The sequence below is a fragment of the Paenibacillus sp. SJS-P3 genome (assembly GCF_056711585.1).
Genome location: NZ_CM160043.1, coordinates 2,090,451 through 2,107,627, shown reverse-complemented (window position 1 = coordinate 2,107,627; position 17,177 = coordinate 2,090,451). Strand labels below are relative to the sequence as shown.

20 protein-coding genes are annotated in these 17,177 nt (G+C 57.3%); 3 read left to right on the top strand and 17 right to left on the bottom strand.

The genetic code is table 11. The features are described 5' to 3' along the window. Positions 1 to 67 precede the first annotated feature (67 nt). The 6 genes from ypeB to AC06G8_RS09605 form a co-directional block, all read right to left on the bottom strand. Complete coding sequence (gene ypeB, locus AC06G8_RS09630; protein ID WP_447661791.1) at positions 68 to 1,414, bottom strand: germination protein YpeB; 1,347 nt, start codon at positions 1,412 to 1,414, stop codon at positions 68 to 70. A gap of 80 nt (positions 1,415 to 1,494) precedes the next feature. Beyond that, positions 1,495 to 1,653, bottom strand: a complete 159-nt coding sequence (locus AC06G8_RS09625; RefSeq protein ID WP_021878400.1) for a hypothetical protein — start codon at positions 1,651 to 1,653, stop codon at positions 1,495 to 1,497. Positions 1,654 to 1,711: 58 nt separating this feature from the next. After that, entirely contained in the window at positions 1,712 to 2,407 is a 696-nt protein-coding gene (gene prsW, locus AC06G8_RS09620; protein ID WP_447661792.1) for a glutamic-type intramembrane protease PrsW, read from the bottom strand. 104 nt (positions 2,408 to 2,511) lie between these two features. Further along, complete coding sequence (locus tag AC06G8_RS09615; protein WP_447661793.1) at positions 2,512 to 3,126, bottom strand: genetic competence negative regulator; 615 nt, start codon at positions 3,124 to 3,126, stop codon at positions 2,512 to 2,514. Between the two features lie 162 nt (positions 3,127 to 3,288). Next, entirely contained in the window at positions 3,289 to 3,627 is a 339-nt protein-coding gene (locus AC06G8_RS09610) for a hypothetical protein (protein WP_447661794.1), read from the bottom strand. Between the two features lie 207 nt (positions 3,628 to 3,834). Then, entirely contained in the window at positions 3,835 to 4,053 is a 219-nt protein-coding gene (locus AC06G8_RS09605) for a hypothetical protein (protein ID WP_480285139.1), read from the bottom strand. Here AC06G8_RS09605 and AC06G8_RS09600 point away from each other — a divergent pair. Then, entirely contained in the window at positions 4,052 to 4,690 is a 639-nt protein-coding gene (locus AC06G8_RS09600) for a polysaccharide deacetylase family protein (protein ID WP_447661796.1), read from the top strand. The two genes, AC06G8_RS09605 and AC06G8_RS09600, sit on opposite strands and share 2 nt — an antisense overlap. On the opposite strand, the gene AC06G8_RS09595 is transcribed toward AC06G8_RS09600, so the two are convergent. From AC06G8_RS09595 to AC06G8_RS09585, 3 genes are read right to left on the bottom strand one after another with little or no spacing between them, the layout of a single operon-like run. Further along, on the bottom strand, positions 4,666 to 5,571 hold the full coding sequence (locus AC06G8_RS09595; RefSeq protein ID WP_480285138.1) for a metallophosphoesterase: 906 nt from the start codon (positions 5,569 to 5,571) through the stop codon (positions 4,666 to 4,668). The two genes, AC06G8_RS09600 and AC06G8_RS09595, sit on opposite strands and share 25 nt — an antisense overlap. Further along, a complete protein-coding gene (locus tag AC06G8_RS09590) occupies positions 5,556 to 5,840 on the bottom strand; it encodes a hypothetical protein (RefSeq protein ID WP_447661798.1) in 285 nt (94 codons plus the stop codon). Before AC06G8_RS09590 ends, AC06G8_RS09595 begins: the two co-directional genes overlap by 16 nt. Then, a complete protein-coding gene (locus AC06G8_RS09585; protein WP_480285137.1) occupies positions 5,837 to 6,430 on the bottom strand; it encodes a CPBP family intramembrane glutamic endopeptidase in 594 nt (197 codons plus the stop codon). Before AC06G8_RS09585 ends, AC06G8_RS09590 begins: the two co-directional genes overlap by 4 nt. Positions 6,431 to 6,491: 61 nt before the next feature. On the opposite strand from AC06G8_RS09585, the gene AC06G8_RS09580 reads away from it, so the two are divergent. Next, positions 6,492 to 7,412, top strand: a complete 921-nt coding sequence (locus AC06G8_RS09580) for a hypothetical protein (protein WP_447661800.1) — start codon at positions 6,492 to 6,494, stop codon at positions 7,410 to 7,412. A gap of 3 nt (positions 7,413 to 7,415) precedes the next feature. Here AC06G8_RS09580 and AC06G8_RS09575 read toward each other — a convergent pair whose 3' ends face one another. Beyond that, complete coding sequence (locus AC06G8_RS09575) at positions 7,416 to 7,757, bottom strand: rhodanese-like domain-containing protein (RefSeq protein WP_447661801.1); 342 nt, start codon at positions 7,755 to 7,757, stop codon at positions 7,416 to 7,418. A gap of 361 nt (positions 7,758 to 8,118) precedes the next feature. On the opposite strand from AC06G8_RS09575, the gene serA reads away from it, so the two are divergent. Then, positions 8,119 to 9,711 carry a phosphoglycerate dehydrogenase gene (gene serA, locus AC06G8_RS09570; RefSeq protein WP_447661802.1) on the top strand — a complete coding sequence of 531 codons (1,593 nt, stop codon included), beginning with the start codon at positions 8,119 to 8,121 and terminating at the stop codon, positions 9,709 to 9,711. 111 nt (positions 9,712 to 9,822) lie between these two features. Here serA and AC06G8_RS09565 read toward each other — a convergent pair whose 3' ends face one another. The 7 genes from AC06G8_RS09565 to AC06G8_RS09535 form a co-directional block, all read right to left on the bottom strand. Then, positions 9,823 to 10,380 (bottom strand): histidine phosphatase family protein, encoded by a 558-nt coding sequence (locus AC06G8_RS09565; RefSeq protein WP_447661803.1) that lies wholly within the window; start codon positions 10,378 to 10,380, stop codon positions 9,823 to 9,825. A 181-nt stretch (positions 10,381 to 10,561) separates the two neighbouring features. Next, the gene (locus AC06G8_RS09560) at positions 10,562 to 12,004 is read right to left on the bottom strand and encodes a sensor histidine kinase (RefSeq protein WP_480285136.1); all 1,443 of its coding nucleotides are present in this window, start codon (positions 12,002 to 12,004) and stop codon (positions 10,562 to 10,564) included. Between the two features lie 2 nt (positions 12,005 to 12,006). Further along, a complete protein-coding gene (locus AC06G8_RS09555; protein ID WP_447661805.1) occupies positions 12,007 to 12,723 on the bottom strand; it encodes a response regulator transcription factor in 717 nt (238 codons plus the stop codon). Between the two features lie 36 nt (positions 12,724 to 12,759). Then, the gene (ccsB, locus tag AC06G8_RS09550) at positions 12,760 to 14,019 is read right to left on the bottom strand and encodes a c-type cytochrome biogenesis protein CcsB (RefSeq protein ID WP_480285135.1); all 1,260 of its coding nucleotides are present in this window, start codon (positions 14,017 to 14,019) and stop codon (positions 12,760 to 12,762) included. Continuing rightward, a complete protein-coding gene (gene resB, locus AC06G8_RS09545) occupies positions 14,016 to 15,674 on the bottom strand; it encodes a cytochrome c biogenesis protein ResB (protein ID WP_480285134.1) in 1,659 nt (552 codons plus the stop codon). The genes ccsB and resB overlap by 4 nt, the downstream gene beginning before the upstream one ends. 53 nt (positions 15,675 to 15,727) lie before the next feature. After that, entirely contained in the window at positions 15,728 to 16,258 is a 531-nt protein-coding gene (locus AC06G8_RS09540; RefSeq protein ID WP_447661808.1) for a redoxin domain-containing protein, read from the bottom strand. 76 nt (positions 16,259 to 16,334) lie between these two features. Beyond that, on the bottom strand, positions 16,335 to 17,081 hold the full coding sequence (locus tag AC06G8_RS09535; protein ID WP_447661809.1) for a pseudouridine synthase: 747 nt from the start codon (positions 17,079 to 17,081) through the stop codon (positions 16,335 to 16,337). Positions 17,082 to 17,177: the final 96 nt, after the last annotated feature.

Below are 17,177 nucleotides of genomic sequence, written 5' to 3'. Positions count from 1 at the left end.
ATGATTATAGCATGTCGGATGATGGGGAGCCATATCGAAAAATGGGCTTTTTTGCCTGGTCGGCGATCTAGGAGCGGCTCTCTCCCGGCAGTTCCTCCACCGCTTCCTCGAGCCCGGTGTCCGCATTCAGATAGATGCGGTATTTGGTGCCGTTGCTCTCGCCTTTGAATTCATAGCACAGCACTTCCTGGTTGTCGTCGTTCTTGATCAGGGCAAGCTTGGCTGGCGACTTCTTCATCGCCTCGCTCAAGCCGCCGCGCACCTTGGCCTCCGTCATCGCCGGCTTGCCGAGCTTGCGCTCCTTGTGCGCGAAGACATAGTCGCTGGCTTGCAGCCCGATGACATCGCCTTTGTCCATCGCGACCTTCACGCTGAGCTTGTCCGGATAGATCAGCACGCCGTTGTCGCTTCCTACATAGGTGAATACCGCTTCCTTGGCATATTCGTCGTAGGTTACGGGCGTCATTTTCTTGTAGCCTTGCTTGTCCAGGAATTCGTCGGCCTTGGCGCGGGCTTCCTTCATGCCAATCGTCTTGTCGGCCACATCGCGGGGATGGACGAACCAGATCAGGTCGCCTCCGCGGGAAGTAAAGTCCATCGAAATGTTCTTGCCCGTTCCCTTTTCCTTGACGACGGCAGAGAAGGTCTTATAGTTGGTGTCTTTGCCGTTCTCGACGACCCGGATGCCTTCCGTCGAAGACATGCCGAGGAACTTGGCCGCCTTGGACTTGATCTCCTCGGCCGTAACAGGCTTGCCGCTCAGCATGCTGACGGATCTCTTCTCATACAAGCCGTTTACCGTCGGTCCCCAATCGATCGAGGCCATTTTGTCCATCCGGGAATCGACGCCCTTGAATCCGTCGACGATGAAGTTGCCGGATTTCTGCTTGTCGGCGGCCATCGCTATTTCGACATCCATCCAACGCAGCTTGTTTTGCAGCACTTTATCCTGCACCTTTCCAAGCTCCTGGGCGATCTCGGCCGATTTTGCATACAAGGTTTTCATCGTGCTCATCTCGCCGTCGCTCAGCGGCTGCTTCGTCAAATCCCGCATGGATGTCTTGTAGGCGAAATTCGAAATATGCGACAGGAAGTCCTCGGTTTTATGGAAAGGAATCATCCTGACAGGCAGCTGGTTGATCTCGCTCTGCGCCTGGCTGGTCAATCTCCACACATTGACGAGGCTTTTGCGCTGGTAGCCCTGGGAGGCGGCATTGACGGCCAGCGTGCTGCCGAGCTGGTGATGGAGCTGGTCCACATGATAGCTCAGTTCATGGAATGCTTTCTGATACTGGTTCTCCGCCTTGATCAAGACCGAATTCTTCTCTTGATGCTCCTGGTAGCCCCAATAGATCGCGCCGACAAAAAGCAGCGTCATAACGGGGAAAAGCACACGGCTTAAACGTTGGTACATACGGCAAAAGCTCCTTTCTTATGCCAAACCTGGTGTTAGTTTGGTTGAAGTAAAGGAGCTTTATGCACGCGGCTATGACTTTATACCGGCAGCTCTTCGATTTCGAAATCATCGGTATTGCTGCACAGGCACTGCTTGAAGCCGGTATCGACACGGCCTTGGTCCCTGCGGCCGCGAAGAACGAACTTCTCCCCGCAAAGCCGGCAGCGAATGCTGATCTTCACTCTTGCCTCATCCATATGCTTGCGTCCTCCCGCGTTGAGCGACTGTCTCTACAAGCAAGTATGGACGGAACGATCAAAGCTTAACCTCTTCTTCCCTGCCCACGATCCGAAACGGAGAGCGGGAATTGGCCCTGCCGATCTTCCGGAGGCCCCAGATCCACAACACCGCCATGAATGGCACGATGATCCAAGCCCATTCCCTCGCTGTCGATGTGAGGATCCAGTCGTACAAGCCGTGCCACAAGACAGGCAGAAGCAAAGAAAGCAGCAGGAACCTGCGGATATGGCGCTTGGGAGCGAATTTCGCCTTGCCGAAATAGTAGCCCATCATGATGCCGAACAAGGCATGTCCCGACACGGGCAGCAGCGCCCTCAGCATCATCGTTCCGAAAGTAGAAGGATAGAATACGGCGTACATGATGTTCTCCAGGGTGGCGAAGCCGAGGGAGACGCTGGCCGCATATACGATGCCGTCATACGGCTCGTCGAATTCCATGTGATTGTAGATGATATGGTAAAGGACGAACCATTTGAAGATCTCCTCGACGCCTCCAGAGAAGGCGAAGGAGAATAGAAGCGGATGGCTTCCAAGCCAGAGCTCCAGTCCTCTTTGGATGACCATGATCGGCACGACGACCAGCATGCCGGTGAGGAACAGCTTGAAGACAAGATGGATGGGCTCGCTGTCGTAGCGGTCCTTCAGGTACAAATAGGTGAGCAGCGAGATGCCCGGAGCCACTGCGGCCGTCAATATCGAGAAAAGCAGCAAGGGATCCCGTGCCTCCTTCGTTTTGATGAAAGTATAGGTTCAGTCCCGTTCAGCACAAAAGAAGAGCATTCCCGATGAATCGCGAATGCTCTTGGCAACTGGGACTAAGATTTAAAATGAAGGCAAAGCCCGCGAACCGCATCGGCCGGCATGACAATCTTGCCGTACTCCTCCAAAACCGCATAGGTTACCGAGGTCGCGTCTCCAAACTCCGCCAGAATGGCAATCATTGCATTCTGTCCCGCCGGTTCCGCCGAAGCGGTATCGAAAGCGAGGATCCAGCGTCCGTTGTATGCGTACAGTCTTCCTTCTTCCGTCAGTTCCGAGGCCGAGAGCTGCTTGGCTGCGGAGATGACATCCTCGAAATCCTTGAACATGTACATGATCGTATCGCTGGATTCGAGCGTCACTTCCATCTCGTACATATCCTCGTCCGCATCGTCCTCGTCGGCACGTCCCGCGTCCGAGCTTGCATTCATCTTGCCGCGGGTGACGATCACCACCATGCCTTGAGCCGGCATCGCGATGACTTCGACCGCAAGCGGTCCGTTCGCATCGAAGCCGAGTTCCGAATAGGCCTGGTCCATCATTTCGCTGAACAGCTCATGCACTTTCGGTATCTCGCGCCACATGTCGTCCTTCTGGATCCCGCGCTCCAGCAGGTCGTCGAACGTCAGAAAAATGCGAATTTTGTCTTGCCCCAACCGTTCGATCTTCATGACAGGATCCTCCTCTGCAGCATCGGATATAACAGCGTATGAAGCGCAAGCCATAATGTGCGGCATACGTGCCATATATCTATATTAACATCTATGAAGAAGGAATGCACGAGCAGGTCAAAAAAACAGCCGCCTCCCCATAGAGGGAAGCGGCCGGAAGATTCAATGGGTTGCCGGGGACGATGAAGCTTCTGCGATGATCTTTTCCGATTCCTTTTTGACCTCCGGATCGCTGTTCACGAGCGCAGCGATCCGCTCCCAAGAACCGCTGTCCGCGACCCGGCTGGAGCCATTCCCCGACGAGGATCTCACCGGGCTGCGGCGCGGCGTCGCGCCGCTTTTGTTCCGGATCATCCCAGACATCGCTCTCCCGGCGGCCTTGGACCACAGCTTTCCGGCAATGCCCGACGCTGCCGCTGCCGCCCCCGGCCTTTTGCGGGCCACATACAGGGCTGCCGCCGCTCCAATCAAACTTCCGGCAATAAATCCTCCCAGTTTCATTTCATCTGCCTCCTAAGCGCCGATACCCGGCTGTTCATGATAGGAGTAGTATGCCCGGCCGACTCCTTATCATCCATTCCGATTGGGTAAGCGAAGCAAGGTTTAATATGATAAAATGGATGTCTTGGATCGTATTTCCCGGTGTCGGGACTGAAGGATCCCCATGAATACAGCTTTGCTTGTGGAGGTTGAAACGTACATGAAATCTTATGCACTCCAGACCATCGGACTTGCTGCCGCGGCAGCTGTCCTGCTTTCCGGCTGCGGAGGGAAGACGGACGGCGCCAGCGCATCCGGAACTCCTGCCCCCTCCTCGCCTCCTTCCGCATCGTCCTCTCCTGCGCCGTCGGCGTCATCGCCTTCGCCGTCCATATCGTCGTCACCTTCGCCGCAGCCGTCCGCAACCCCGCAGGAGGCCGAAGCCATGTTCAAAATGAGCTCGAAAACGTTCCGCTTCTCCCCCGTCGATCCGGAAATGTCGAACAAGGCCGTCCTGCTCACATTCGACGACGGGCCGAAGGAAAAGGAAGAGCTGACCTCCATGCTCGACACGCTGGACAAACACGGCGCCAAGGCGATCTTTTTCGTCAACGGGTACAGGGTGAAGGAAAATCCCGAGCTGCTGAAGCTGATCGACGAACGCGGCCAGACGATCGGCAACCATTCCTGGGACCATATCGATCTCCATAAAAAAAGCAAGGCCGAGGTGCAGAAGCAGCTCGGCGATGTGTCGGATCTGGTTGAGGAGCTGACCGGAAAACGGCCGCAATTTTTCCGGCCACCATTCGGAACCGGCGGAGATGTCGGCAAGGAAGTCGCCAAGGAAGACGGCATGCTGTACATGACCTGGTCGAACGGTTCCCTTGACTGGGATCTGAAGGCGACGAAGAAAGATCCCCAGCTGGTCATCAAAAACGTGCTGGAGCAGCTTCATCCCGGAGCCAACATTCTGATGCATGAGCTTCCGTGGACGAAGGAAGCCCTTGACAGCCTACTGACGAAGCTCGAGGAAAAAGGCTACGGCTTTATCGACCCTGCCTACATCGACTTGCCGCAAGGCTGATTGCTGCGGGTCAGCGACAGCAGATGGATGACAGGCGGACAATTCCAGCGTATCGGTGCTTTTGACGTGCCGTATCCAGGACTGACCAGCATGCGGACCCTTTCGGGTCCGTTTTTGTCTTGGCCTTTTCCACACCAGCCCGCAAGGTCGAACCATCCGGACCGAAACCTTCTTACGCTGGCCGTTCTCATCGCCGGACCGATTAATGGAAGGATGATCTGCCCGCCGTGCGTATGTCCGGAAAGAACGAGATCGGCTTCAATAGAAGGGTTGCGATGCGCGATGATGGGATCGTGGGCAAGCAAAATCGTAAATGGATCATCAGGCCAGCTGTCCGCTTTGACTTCCGCTGTTTCAAGCGGCGTTCCAAGAGCAGCCTGGAGACGGTCCTTGCCCAAGCGGGGATCATCGACTCCGGCCAGCTTGAACGGGGCCGCCGCCCCGTCTTGAACCCATACATAACGATTCACGAGCACGGTGACTCCGCAGCGTTCCAAAAGCTTTGCCAAGGAATCGATATCCTCGTCATGATCGTGATTGCCGAACACCGCGTAAACGGGAGCTATCCGAGCCAGCAAACGCATGTTGTCCTCCACTCTATCGAGCGGAACGCCTTTCTCCCTCATGTCGCCGCCGATCAGCACGAGGTCGGCCCCTCCACTGTCGCGTGCTTGACGGAGGACATCTTCATTGAGACTGCGCCTGTGGATGTCGCTCATATACAGGATGCGATACCCCTCCAGCGCCTCGGGAAGCCGTTCGAGAGCGACCGTCTCGGCTGCGATCCGGCTGCTTGCCGCTTCGGCCATCATCCGTCTGATCAACATGGCTCCCAGCCATGCAGCGACGACGAGAATGAATAGGATCAGGTAGAAGCGCAAAGGCATGCTCCTTTCCATGCTTCTGCCGCATCGTGGGCGCCTTCTTGCGGGGCGAACAAGCTGCGTCCCCAAAAGAAGAGCGTGCAGGCCAGGACGATGAACAGCAGCATCAAGGTATTGACAAGCCACTTCGTCAGCTTGGGCTGCAGGGACGGATGCTTTTCCCGCCTCGGCGGGTAACCGTCGCCTTCAAGCTCCGTCCCGGCTTCAACCGAAGTCGTTTTCTGCTCCTCCAGCCTTCGTCTTCCGAATTTCTCGATCCTGCTCATGGCTGCCTCCTGTAGCGGATGATCATGCCCATGATGAAGTCGACGGCGAAATGGGCGGCGATCGGAGCAAGGAGCGTTCCGGTGCGGATATAGATCCAGCCCAGGCCGTAACTGATGCCGAAGACGAGCGCGGTCGGAATCCAATGCTTCAAATACCGGACATGGATAGCCGCGAACAGGATGCTGGTCCAATAGGCTCCCAGCGAATGCTGGATCGCGCCCCGGAACAGAAGCTCCTCGCATATAGCTACCACCAGGGACAAAAGGGCGATATGCCAGACCGGCCTGTTGCGGAAAATGCGTTCGTTCACGCCGCCGTCATCGGCTGCTTCCTCGGGCACCCAACGGGAAATGAAGAGGTCTACCGCGAGAATCAGGAGGGCGAAACCGAAGCCCCAGTATAGAAAGGCGAGGCTGTCGGGCCAACGGAACAGCGCAATCGGATTGCGGCCCTGAAAAAAACACCAGACCAAGCCGATAATGAGGGTAATAGCCTGCGTCATGTACAAGTTGAGCAGCAGCATCCGGTCGTCGAGCTCGTCTACCGAAACGCTCCGGACGCGAATGTTGCGGATGTCGAATTTTTTCATGTAGTCCCGCCTGTCTTGAAGGAATCGAAATCCGTTAATCTTTATCATCGAGGAGAAAACAATGGACAAACATCTCAGCCGCTATCAAATGCTCTTCAGCCTCGGTTTCATCTTCATGCTGGTCGCGGCGGTCGGCGCATTCTTCGCCGGCTTCCAAGTGGGATCAAGCCGCACGGAATCAAGATACGAGGCCAAGAAGCTGCTGGCCTCCGCCGCTTCCGCCAAGACCTCGTACTCCCAGCAAGATCTGGTATCGTTCTATCATACCGTATTTTCTCCTTACCGTGAATTTCAGAACGCATGGCTCGCCATGGAGAAGAAAGTGGAGTCCCGCAACATACCGGCCTCGTCATCTCTTCTCAAGGACCTCGGAGATCTCGCGGACGAGAAGCGCAAGGAGATCGAGTCGGTGCGCTCCGTCCCGGATACAGGTCTTCTGGCCAGCGCAAGAAACGGTTATCTGGCCAGCCTAGATTCCATCTCGCAGGCTTCGGCTGCAGCAGCCAAGTCGGCGTCAGGCCAGCCGGCGGACAGCTTCCTCGCCTCCCTCCGCAAGCAGCCGTCCTATAAGGATGCTGCCCGAAAAGGCCTGGCCGCCCAGAAGGATTATTATTCCTCCATGCTGAAGTGGGCATCCGGCGTCGACGGCAGCGTCCCGTCCGAAGCCTCCCTGACCGGCACGGTCCAGAGCAGCGCCTGGACCTCCTACCCGCTCCTCGTCAAGATCAAGCTGATGGCCGATCTGCTCGAGAAGCGCGGGAAATGGACCGACTATTATCCCCAGGATCTTGCGGGATCCGTCGACGCTCTCCTCCAATCCGGCGAATCGCAGCGCTTGCATGCGTCATCCATCAATGAGCTTGCCGATGTCGTAACCGGCACGGGAGCAGTCAGAGGCGGCGACTTTTGGACCATGAAGTCCCGCCTGTACGGCAAGGAGACGCTGCCTCAGCTGCCATTCTTCCTGCCGCCGGACAATTAGGCCTTAATCATAGCTGAAGCCGAGCTCGGACGCGGCGGCGCTGATGCCCCCCGTTACGTTCAGCAGGTTGGAAAATCCCTGCTTGCGCATATAGTCCAGGACATAAAGGCTCCTCACTCCGTGAGCGCACATGAGGAACCATTCCTCTTCGGCGTCAAGCTCCGGGAGATGCTCCGGTATGGAATTCATCGGAATATGACGGGAGCCTTCCAGACGGTAGTATTCCCACTCGCCCTCTTCTCTCACATCGATGATCTGATCCATCCGGACTGCTCCGGAGCGGACCTTTTCCAGCAGGTCCGAGGGTTGGATTTCCCTAATGGAAGGCTGTTGCAATGCTGACATGGCATGTTCTACCTCCCCCTAGTGTTGGTAGGAAGAATGATAGCGAAAAAAAGCGCCTCCATCAAGTTTTGTCATTGCAATTAGGACTTCACCGCTTTAGAATAGTAGAGGTCAGCCAGCACCAGCATATGGTTTCAAACGACAGGACATAAGGCGATTCCATCCCCGGCCGTCTCCATCAAGCCCGGCAGTTCTCCAGAAATTCCCGTCCCGGCTGGGCATTCCCATCGTCGGAACGGGCTTTTTTCTATATTGAACCACGATAGTCTGCATGATGTTCCTGCGCATACGGTTGCCGCCTCCATGAAGGCGGCGCTGCACAGCGCCGTATGCCTACACCCCATTGCTAGGAGGCAATCCCATGTTCAAAGTGTTAGTTTCCGATCCTATCAGCGATTTGGGCATCCAGCAGCTGATGGATGCTCCCGACGTATCGGTGGACAAGAAGCCCGGCCTCAGCGAGGACGAGCTTGTAGCCATCATCGGCGAATATGACGCCTTGCTGGTCCGCAGCCAGACGCGAGTGACGGCCAGAGTGCTCGAAGCCGGCACTTCCCTCAAGGTCGTCGGCCGGGCGGGAGTCGGCGTGGACAACATCGATCTTCCAGCCGCTACCGGCAAAGGCATTATCGTCATCAACGCGCCGGACGGCAATACGATTACGACCTGCGAGCATACCTTCGCCATGATGATGGCTGTAGCCCGCCACATCCCGCAGGCTTATGCCAAGACCGTCAACGGGGAATGGGACCGCAAATCCTTCCTGGGGGTAGAGCTGCGCGGCAAGAAGCTCGGCGTCGTCGGCATGGGCCGGATCGGCAGCGAGGTGGCCAAGCGCGCCAAGGCGTTCGGCATGGACATTCTCGGATACGATCCGTTCCTCACGGAAGAGAAGGCGGACAAGCTCGGCGTGACGCTCGCCAGCGTCGACGATATCGTGCGCGGCGCGGACTTCATGACCGTCCACACTCCGCTCACGCCGGAAACCCGCCACATGATCGGAGCGGAGCAGTTCAAGGTCATGAAGCCGGGCATGCGGATCGTCAACTGCGCCCGCGGCGGCATCGTCGACGAATACGCTCTCGTCGATGCCGTGAACGCAGGCATCGTGGCCGGCGCGGCCTTCGACGTCTTTGAATCGGAACCTCCTGCAGCGGATCATCCTTTCCTGAACAATCCTAGAATCATCGTCACTCCGCATCTTGGCGCCTCGACCGTCGAAGCCCAGGAGAACGTCGCCATCGACGTCTCGGAGCAGGTGCTCCATATTCTCCGCAGCGAGCCGTTCGTGAATGCGGTCAATATGCCTCCGGTCGCCGCAGCGGTCATGACCAAGCTGCAGCCGTATTTCGAGCTTGGAGAGAAGCTGGGCATGCTGGCCGCGCAGATAGCCGAAGGCCCCGTTGCCGAAATTACGGTCGGCTATTCCGGCGATCTTGCCGAAGTAGATACCCAGCCTCTCACCCGATATATCATCAAAGGCGTGCTTGGACACCATCTGGGAAGCGATCAGGTTAACATCATCAACTCCCTGCATCTGGCCAAGGAACGCGGAGTCAACGTCGTGATCAACCAGTCCCATGCGGCAAAGGACTTCACCAATCTGGTCACCGTATCGTTGCGCACCTCCGGCGAAAGCCGCCATGTCGCCGGTACGCTGCTGACCGGATACGGCCCTCGCATCGTGCAGATCGACAACTTCCCGGTTGACGTCGCTCCATCCGGCCATCTCGTGCTGATCTCCCACCATGACCGTCCGGGAATCATCGGCCGCATCGGAACGCTGCTCGGCTCGAACGAAGTCAACATCGCGACCATGCAGGTCGGACGGCAAGCCGAAGGCGGCGCCGCCATCATGGTCCTGACGGTAGACAAAAGCGTTCCGAAAGACGTGCTCGGCCAAATGACGCAGCTCGACGAGCTCAAATCGGCCAAGGAAATCACGCTGTACTGATTCCTCCAGGACCATAGCAACCCCGCGGGCAGCCTGCCCGCGGGGTTTTTCCATTAGCTCCGTATCCTCTTCTCTGATCCACTAGAGATGAACGCTTGTCCTTCCCGAGGCTTATCGGCTCCAGATGCGCTCGGCTCCCTTATACCTTCCCTCTGTTCCGAAGGAAAGCTTATAGATATCCGGCATCTCCAGCCCTCTCCAGAACTCGTAGCCGCAGCTGCCGTCCAAGGCGTTCATCATCATCGCCATGATATTGCCATGCGTTCCGACGGCTATGCGGTTTGAACTGGAGCTTTCCAGCACTCCCCTTAACGCCTCCATCCCACGGAGCGTCGCCATGCGGTTGGATTCCCCTCCAGGGAAGGCATGCTCGGGCTCATCCCATAACCGCTTCACGGAAGCTCCGAAATCGCGGACAGGCACGTCAGAGAGCAGCCGTTCCCTGAAGCCCTCCTTCAACCGGATAGGCTGCCCTATCCGCTCCGCCAGCTTTTCCACGGTCTGGACAGACCTCAAATAAGGACTGGACCAGATTTCCGCGATCTCTTCATGCTCCAGCAAATCCGCAACTCGCCCGGCATCCATTTTCCCCGCATCCGACAAAGGCCGGCTGCGCTCGTCGGGAGTATAAACGGAGTGGGCATGGCGGATCAAATAAATGGATTTCATTCCAGCTTTTCCCTCCATCCGTTCAAAATCAATTCCATTCCTTTCGATCGTCAATGCCTCGGATTCCATTTCGAACTTTTCGGCATTCCGGCAGACGCCTCCTCCTATTCGCCTTAAATGTTTCACAAGCAACAAGATTAGAGCCCCGGATTCAACAAAAAACACCCTCCTATGGAGGGTGTTAAGACATAACACGATGGCCTTCGACAGGCAGCTGCAGCGTAAAGGATGTTCCGACGCCTTCGGTGCTCTCTGCGCGGATCGTGCCGCCATGGGCATCCACGATGTTGCGCACGATCGCCAGCCCCAGCCCTGTACCGCCTCCCGCGCCCCGCTTGCGGGCTTTGTCGGCCTTATAGAAGCGCTCGAAAATATAAGGCAGGTCATCCGCCGGAATACCCTGGCCTTCGTCGGCAACCTTGAGCACGGCAGCTGTGCCGCCGGCTTCATCCTTTAGTCCGAGCGCAAGACGGATGGCAGACCCGTCGGAGCTGTGCCGCACGGCGTTGTCGAGCAGATTGGTAAGCACCTGCTCCAGCCTGTCTTCGTCGGCCTCCGCCAAGATGACAGCCTCTTCCGGAGAACGGTATTCTATCTTGATGTCCCGGTCCATGCTGTACACCTGGAACTTGTGCACGACACGGCTCACCAGCCCGTCCAGATCCACGGAATTGAAGTTGAGCTCCACATGGCCGGCTTCCATCCGCGCCAGATCAAGCAGATCCTTGACGAGCCTGCCCATTCGCAGAGACTCGTCGTGTATGACTTGAACGAGCTCGCGCCGCTCCTCCGGCGAGCCGGCGATATCGTCGAGCAGCGCTTCGCTGTATCCTTGCAGCATCGACAGCGGCGTCCGGATTTCGTGGGACACATTGGCGACGAAATCCCGCCTCAGCTTCTCCAGGCGATGCTCTTCCGTAACATCCCGCATGACGGCCACGACTCCACGCACGGTTTCCTCCGACTTGAGAGGGGCCATTACGACCGACCACACACCGCTCTGGACCTGCAGCTTCTGGCTGAGATCCCTGCCTTCGATCGATACCGTGCGGAACAGATCCCGCAGCGGACGAGGCGCCGACTCCAGGGGAATCCCTTCCGGATCCTCGTCCTGATTCCAGTCCACCCTTCTCCAGCGCTCCAGCAGCAGCTCTCCGGGCGGATTCGCCAGAACGACGTTGCCGCCTGCATCAAGCGTGATGACCGCGTCCGCCATGCTGCGCAGCACGCTCGAAAGATGCTCCTTCTCATGGTTCAGATCCGTTATGAGCTCATGCAGCTCGGACGCCATCCGGTTGAACGTTCCTGCCAGCTCGCCGATTTCATCGGAGGAGCGGATCGGCACTCTTGTCCGATACTCGCCCTGTGAAATCAGGTCAGCCGCATCCTTGAGCTGAAGGAGCGGCTGAGTGATTTTGCTGGATAGGAAGAAAGCGAAAAAAGTAGACAGCAGGAACCCGATTATCCCGATATAAATGAACAGCACCTTGACCCGGAATGAATCCTCGAAGGCGATGTCGATGTATTGGAGCAGGAACATGCCCAGGATGATCAGAACGACCGCCACGAGCAGCATGATCGTGATCCACAGCTTGCCGACGACGCTTCTCCACAGCCATCTCATCTTTACTTCGGAACCTCGAGCTTGTAGCCGACTCCCCAGACGGTCGTTATCATCGCGGCCGCTTCCGGAGACACCTTGTTGAGCTTCTCGCGGAGCCGCTTGACATGGGTGTCGACCGTCCGCAGATCGCCGAAGAACTCATAGTTCCATACATCCTTCAGCAGCTCTTCCCTGGAGAATACTTTATCCGGGCTTACGGCCAGGTAATGGAGCAGCTCGTACTCTTTCGGCGTCAGGCTGATCTCCTGCCCGCCAGCGGTTACACGGTGCGCGTCATGCTCGATGACGAGATGCGGGAACACGATGTTGCTGCTGGCGGCCGTCTCCCGCGACAGGAACGCTGTCGCCGAGGAACGGCGCAGGATCGCCTTGACGCGGTAGATGATCTCGCGCGGGCTGAAAGGCTTGACGACATAGTCGTCCGCCCCGACCTCGAAGCCTTGCACTCGGTTCATTTCCTCGCCTTTGGCTGTCAGCATGATGACCGGTGTCGCCTTGATCTGGCGAAGCCGGCTGCATACCTCGATGCCGTCGATGCCGGGAAGCATGACATCCAGCAGGATGAGATCGAAATCCTGGCTGGAAGCCATGCGAAGAGCTGTCTCGCCGTCATCCGCCTCCTCGATTTGATACCCTTCTTTCTCAAGGTACATCTTGAGCAGGCGGCGAATCCGCTCCTCGTCGTCGACGACGAGGATGCGATGCAAATATTCATTCACTCCGTATCAGCTCCTTTCGATCCCTTAACGAATTTATTAGGCGCCTGCGTAGGAGTGCAGCCCGGCGATGACCAGGTTGACGCCTACGAGCGTAAACATGATGATGAGAAAGCCGATGACGGTCAGCCACGACGAGCGATTGCCGTGCCAGCCGCGCGACAGCCGAAGATGGAGGTAGGCGCTGTAGTAGAGCCAGGTGATGAGCGCCCATACTTCCTTCGGATCCCAGCCCCAGAAGCGCGACCAGGCGATGCTCGCCCAGATCATCGCGAAGATAAGCGCTCCGAGCGTGAAGATCGGGAAGCCGATCGCGATCGCCCGGTAGCTGATCTCATCCAGATCGTCGGGATCGATATCCGTCGTGTACGGATGGATGGCTGCCGACAGCGTCCGTCGCAGAACAAGACGCAGGATGCCGTACAGGATCAGGCCCGAAAGGAAGGACCAGATGACGGTGTTCAGCTTGCGGCCGGCATTGATTCCGTTCATCCAGGACGGAGCTTCAAATACAGGCTGTTTGATGCCGAGGAAGCTGTCCATCTGGACCAATGTGCTGTTGAACGGCTTGACGATCGGAGGCATGGAGTAGTTCACGGTCTCCACCTTGGAGCTCTCCTCGCCAGCCTGGCTGACCTGCACGTTCTCCTGGGTGAACTGGGCTTCATACCCTGCCGCACGGAAGGCGAATACGGTGATGATGAATCCGACGGCGACGACGATCATGAACATCGTCACTTCGATCCAGAGGCGCTCCTTGCGGGAGTCTTCGGATTTGCCGGCAAAGTCGATCGTGCGGAGCAGATGGAGCAGCCCGGCGGCGAAGCCGACGGCCAGGAAGGCCTCTCCGAGCGCCGCTGTCGTCACGTGGATCTTGAGCCAGTAGGAGTTGAGCGCCGGAATCAGCGGCTGCACTTCCTGCGGGAACACGGACGCGTAAGCGACGATGATCACGACAAGCGGCAAGGCGAACATGCCCAGAATCGGCTTGCGGTAGATGAGATAAATAATGGTAAATGCCACCATGATAGCCATGCCCAGGAAGGTCATGAACTCATACATGTTGCTGATCGGAATATGGCCTCCTCCGACCCAGCGGGTGGTAAAGAAGAGGAGATGGGCCGCAAGTCCGAGCACGGACACGATAAAAGCGATTTTTCCCCAGCGCTTTTCATGCCGTTCCGGGTTGCCGTGGCTCCATCTGCGGCCGACGATAGCCGTTACGAAAAATAAAAATCCGAAACAGTAGAGAAAGAAAGCAGCGACGAAAGCCGAGCTGCTGAAATCAAGCCAATTCACGTCCGGTTCCCTCCGTTGTCGAGGCTCTTGGGATCAACCTGGATTCCTGCTGCCTTGAGCGCAGCGGCCAGGTCGGCCCTCATGCCGTACCAGTTTTTGTTCGTATGCGCGCCGATCGTGACGGCATTGCCGTCCAGACGCAGCCAGATGCGCCGATGCTGCCAATAGGCGCCCATGATCAAGCCGATCATCGAGATGGCCAGGCCGGTCCAGATGTAAGGCATCGCCTTGTCGACCCTGACGTTGAGGAACGTCGTGAATTCGACGAATTTGACATTCTGCATGCTGCCGACCTTGATTTCGAACCGGTCGGCGATGCCTTTGTTGAGCTTGTCCTGGCTGAACGCGGCTTTGTCCTTCTGCATCGGGAAGTAGATGTAGGGCTCGCCTTCCTCGGCCAATCCAGGCCCCTTGATAAGGAAAATGAACGCAGGAGCCTTCGGATCCCTCGACTTGGTGATCGGCTTGCCGTCCTCGCCGATGGCGAACTCCATGAAGTTCTGCCTCAGCTCCAGCTTGTAAGGCCCGAGCTCGTAGCTGGTCTGCGGATTTTTCATCGCCAGCTTGAACGGTCCGTACTGCTTGCCGGTCTGCTTGTCCACCAGCATGGGGCTGACCTCGCGCAGGACAGGAGTGCTGTCATAGTCGAACTGGTAAAGCTTGAGCCCCTTGTATTCCAGAGGGCTGTTCACCTCGATGTGATGGGAAGCGACCTGCTCCAGCTTCGGTTCGGGCGACGACGGACCGCAATCCGCCAGGCAGCGGTATAGGACCGCATCGGTCCGGTACAGCTTCGCGCGGTTCGTTCCCCGCAGCTCGGCGGGCAGCTCCTCGTCCTTGTAGTACTGGACCGTGAACTTTTCGTTCTTGACGAAGAGGTCCGTATTCTCGATCCTCACCGTATCCCCTTCCGGGACGGTCACGTACTCGTCCAGCTGCCAGCTCGGAATCGCTCTCGCCAGCACTGCCAGCAGAAAGACGATGAGGCCGATGTGATTGATGTATGGTCCCCAGCGGCTGAAGCGGCTCTTCTCCGCCAGCAGGGCGTCTTCGGTCCGCGTCACCTTGTAATGCCGCTTCTTGGCCTGCTTGGCGAACAAGTCGATGAAGTCCTGGCCTTGGTCGGTTTCTCCGGCATAGACGGCCTTCTGCCGCTGCAGGAACGATTCGTGCTTGCGGATCTGCTGCTTGTTGAGCGCCCGGTATAAAGGAAGTACCCGGTCTAGGCTGCAGATGACAAGCGAGGTGCCGATCATGACGAGCAGCAGGATGAACCACCAGGATTCGTATGTATGCGACAGTCCCAGCTCGTAATAGATGCTGCCGAGCGTTCCGTATGTATCCTTGTAGTAAGAAGGCATGTCCATGTTGGAGAGGAAAATATCCTCCTGCGGAAAGATCGTGCCGAGCGATGCCCCGATCAGCGTGATGATGATCAGGTAAACGGCGATCTTGACGGAAGAGAAGAAATTCCAGATCTTGTCGATGATTGATGGGTCGGCTTTCTGGGAACGGCGTGCCACTCCATCGTAGCGCATCTCCAGCAAGTCGGTGCCGCCGGCTTCCTTCTCGTCGAGCGGCTTGCCGCAAGCCTCGCACAACACGGTGCCGGTCGGGTTTTGATGGCCGCATTCGCATTTGGTGTTTTGGAACACCGATGTATCCCCCTGTCATGGAGCTGTGTGTGCGGCGCAGCGGCGGACGGACCTCAGTCCTGGAGCAGCCGCTGCACGCGCTCGTCGATGTCAGCTTCCTTCATTCCTCCGGCGTATACTTCCCCGATCTTGCCGTCCGGACGGATGAAGAACGTGGTCGGATACTGCCTGAGCTTGTACCGCCGTTCCGTGTCCTTGTCCACATCGCGCAGGATCGGATAGGTAAGCCCCATGCCGGCGACGAAATTCTGCACGGTCAGATTGTCCTCGCTCAGGTTGACGGCCAGAATTTCCAGGCCTTCTCCCTTCCACTTCTCGTACTGACGCTCGAACTCCGGCATTTCCTTGACGCATGGAGGACAGAAGCTGCCCCAGAAATTGAGCACGACGGGCTTGCCCTTGTACTCATCCAGAGAGACCGTCTTGCCGTCAAGAGTGGACAGCGTGAAGGCCGGCGGCGTGTCGCCCGGCGACGGCAATCCTTCCTTCGACGCAAACAGCGTCTTGCCGATGGCGTAACCGCCCAGGAGCAAGACGCCGAGAAGGATTATGATTTGAACGGGTCTGCGGGCAGAGCCCCTCATGATGTTCACCATCCTAATGAAAGCGTTTCTTATCATTCATTATAGCGCGGAAAAGTTTCCAGCAGCGGGCTGCCTCTTACTTTTTATGAACTTTATGTGACTTGCTGTTCGCCGCGTCGATAAGCTCCTTGATTTCGGAGACCGTCAGATGACGGAATTTGCCCCTTTGCATGTTCTCCAGCCCAAGATGGCCGAACTGGATCCGCTTCAGGCGCGTTACGGGGTGTCCTACCGCCTCGAACATGCGGCGCACCTGCCGGTTGCGTCCCTCGTAGATCGTAATCTGGACGGTGGACTGCTTGCTGTCCATGTCGACGTCATGATATTCGACCTCTGCGGGGGCGGTCATTCCATCCTCCAGCTTGATGCCGTTCTGCAGCTTCTCCAGAGCGGTTCCGTGCGGCACGCCCTTCACGGTCGCCAGATAGGTTTTCGGCACGTGGTGGCTCGGATGCGTCAGCAGGTTGGCGAACTCGCCGTCGTTCGTAAGCAGCAGAAGGCCTTCCGTATCATAGTCCAGCCGGCCTACAGGGTATACCCTCTCCTTGATGCCGGGCAGGAAGTCGCTGACGATCTTGCGTCCTTTCGGGTCCGAAGCGCTCGTAATGACGCCCTTCGGTTTGTTGAGCATCAAATAAATCTTCTTTTCGGATGCGATCGGCTTGCCCTTGACGGCAATGATGTCGTTGGCCGGATCGGCTTTCGTGCCGAGCTCCTTGACGACGATCCCGTTGACCTCGACCGCTCCGCTCGTAATGAGTTCCTCGCATTTGCGGCGCGATGCCACGCCGGCAGCGGCCAGGATTTTCTGTAAACGTTCCACGTCCTTCACCTCACCCCTCATCATACCGATTGCAGGACAAAAGCACAAGCTGGACGGAGCGATGCTGCCCCATGCGCAAAAAAGCCTGCCCTCCGG

What these genes read in the sequence shown, in the direction of transcription:
- ypeB (WP_447661791.1), bottom strand. Translation starts at nt 1,414, where the DNA reads ATGTACCAACGTTTAAGCCGTGTGCTTTTCCCCGTTATGACGCTGCTT.
- AC06G8_RS09625 (WP_021878400.1), bottom strand. Translation starts at nt 1,653, where the DNA reads ATGGATGAGGCAAGAGTGAAGATCAGCATTCGCTGCCGGCTTTGCGGG.
- AC06G8_RS09615 (WP_447661793.1), bottom strand. Translation starts at nt 3,126, where the DNA reads ATGAAGATCGAACGGTTGGGGCAAGACAAAATTCGCATTTTTCTGACG.
- AC06G8_RS09610 (WP_447661794.1), bottom strand. Translation starts at nt 3,627, where the DNA reads ATGAAACTGGGAGGATTTATTGCCGGAAGTTTGATTGGAGCGGCGGCA.
- AC06G8_RS09600 (WP_447661796.1), top strand. Translation starts at nt 4,052, where the DNA reads ATGTTCAAAATGAGCTCGAAAACGTTCCGCTTCTCCCCCGTCGATCCG.
- AC06G8_RS09605 (WP_480285139.1), bottom strand. Translation starts at nt 4,053, where the DNA reads ATGGCTTCGGCCTCCTGCGGGGTTGCGGACGGCTGCGGCGAAGGTGAC.
- AC06G8_RS09590 (WP_447661798.1), bottom strand. Translation starts at nt 5,840, where the DNA reads ATGAGCAGGATCGAGAAATTCGGAAGACGAAGGCTGGAGGAGCAGAAA.
- AC06G8_RS09585 (WP_480285137.1), bottom strand. Translation starts at nt 6,430, where the DNA reads ATGAAAAAATTCGACATCCGCAACATTCGCGTCCGGAGCGTTTCGGTA.
- AC06G8_RS09580 (WP_447661800.1), top strand. Translation starts at nt 6,492, where the DNA reads ATGGACAAACATCTCAGCCGCTATCAAATGCTCTTCAGCCTCGGTTTC.
- AC06G8_RS09575 (WP_447661801.1), bottom strand. Translation starts at nt 7,757, where the DNA reads ATGTCAGCATTGCAACAGCCTTCCATTAGGGAAATCCAACCCTCGGAC.
- serA (WP_447661802.1), top strand. Translation starts at nt 8,119, where the DNA reads ATGTTCAAAGTGTTAGTTTCCGATCCTATCAGCGATTTGGGCATCCAG.
- AC06G8_RS09565 (WP_447661803.1), bottom strand. Translation starts at nt 10,380, where the DNA reads ATGAAATCCATTTATTTGATCCGCCATGCCCACTCCGTTTATACTCCC.
- AC06G8_RS09560 (WP_480285136.1), bottom strand. Translation starts at nt 12,004, where the DNA reads ATGAGATGGCTGTGGAGAAGCGTCGTCGGCAAGCTGTGGATCACGATC.
- AC06G8_RS09540 (WP_447661808.1), bottom strand. Translation starts at nt 16,258, where the DNA reads ATGAGGGGCTCTGCCCGCAGACCCGTTCAAATCATAATCCTTCTCGGC.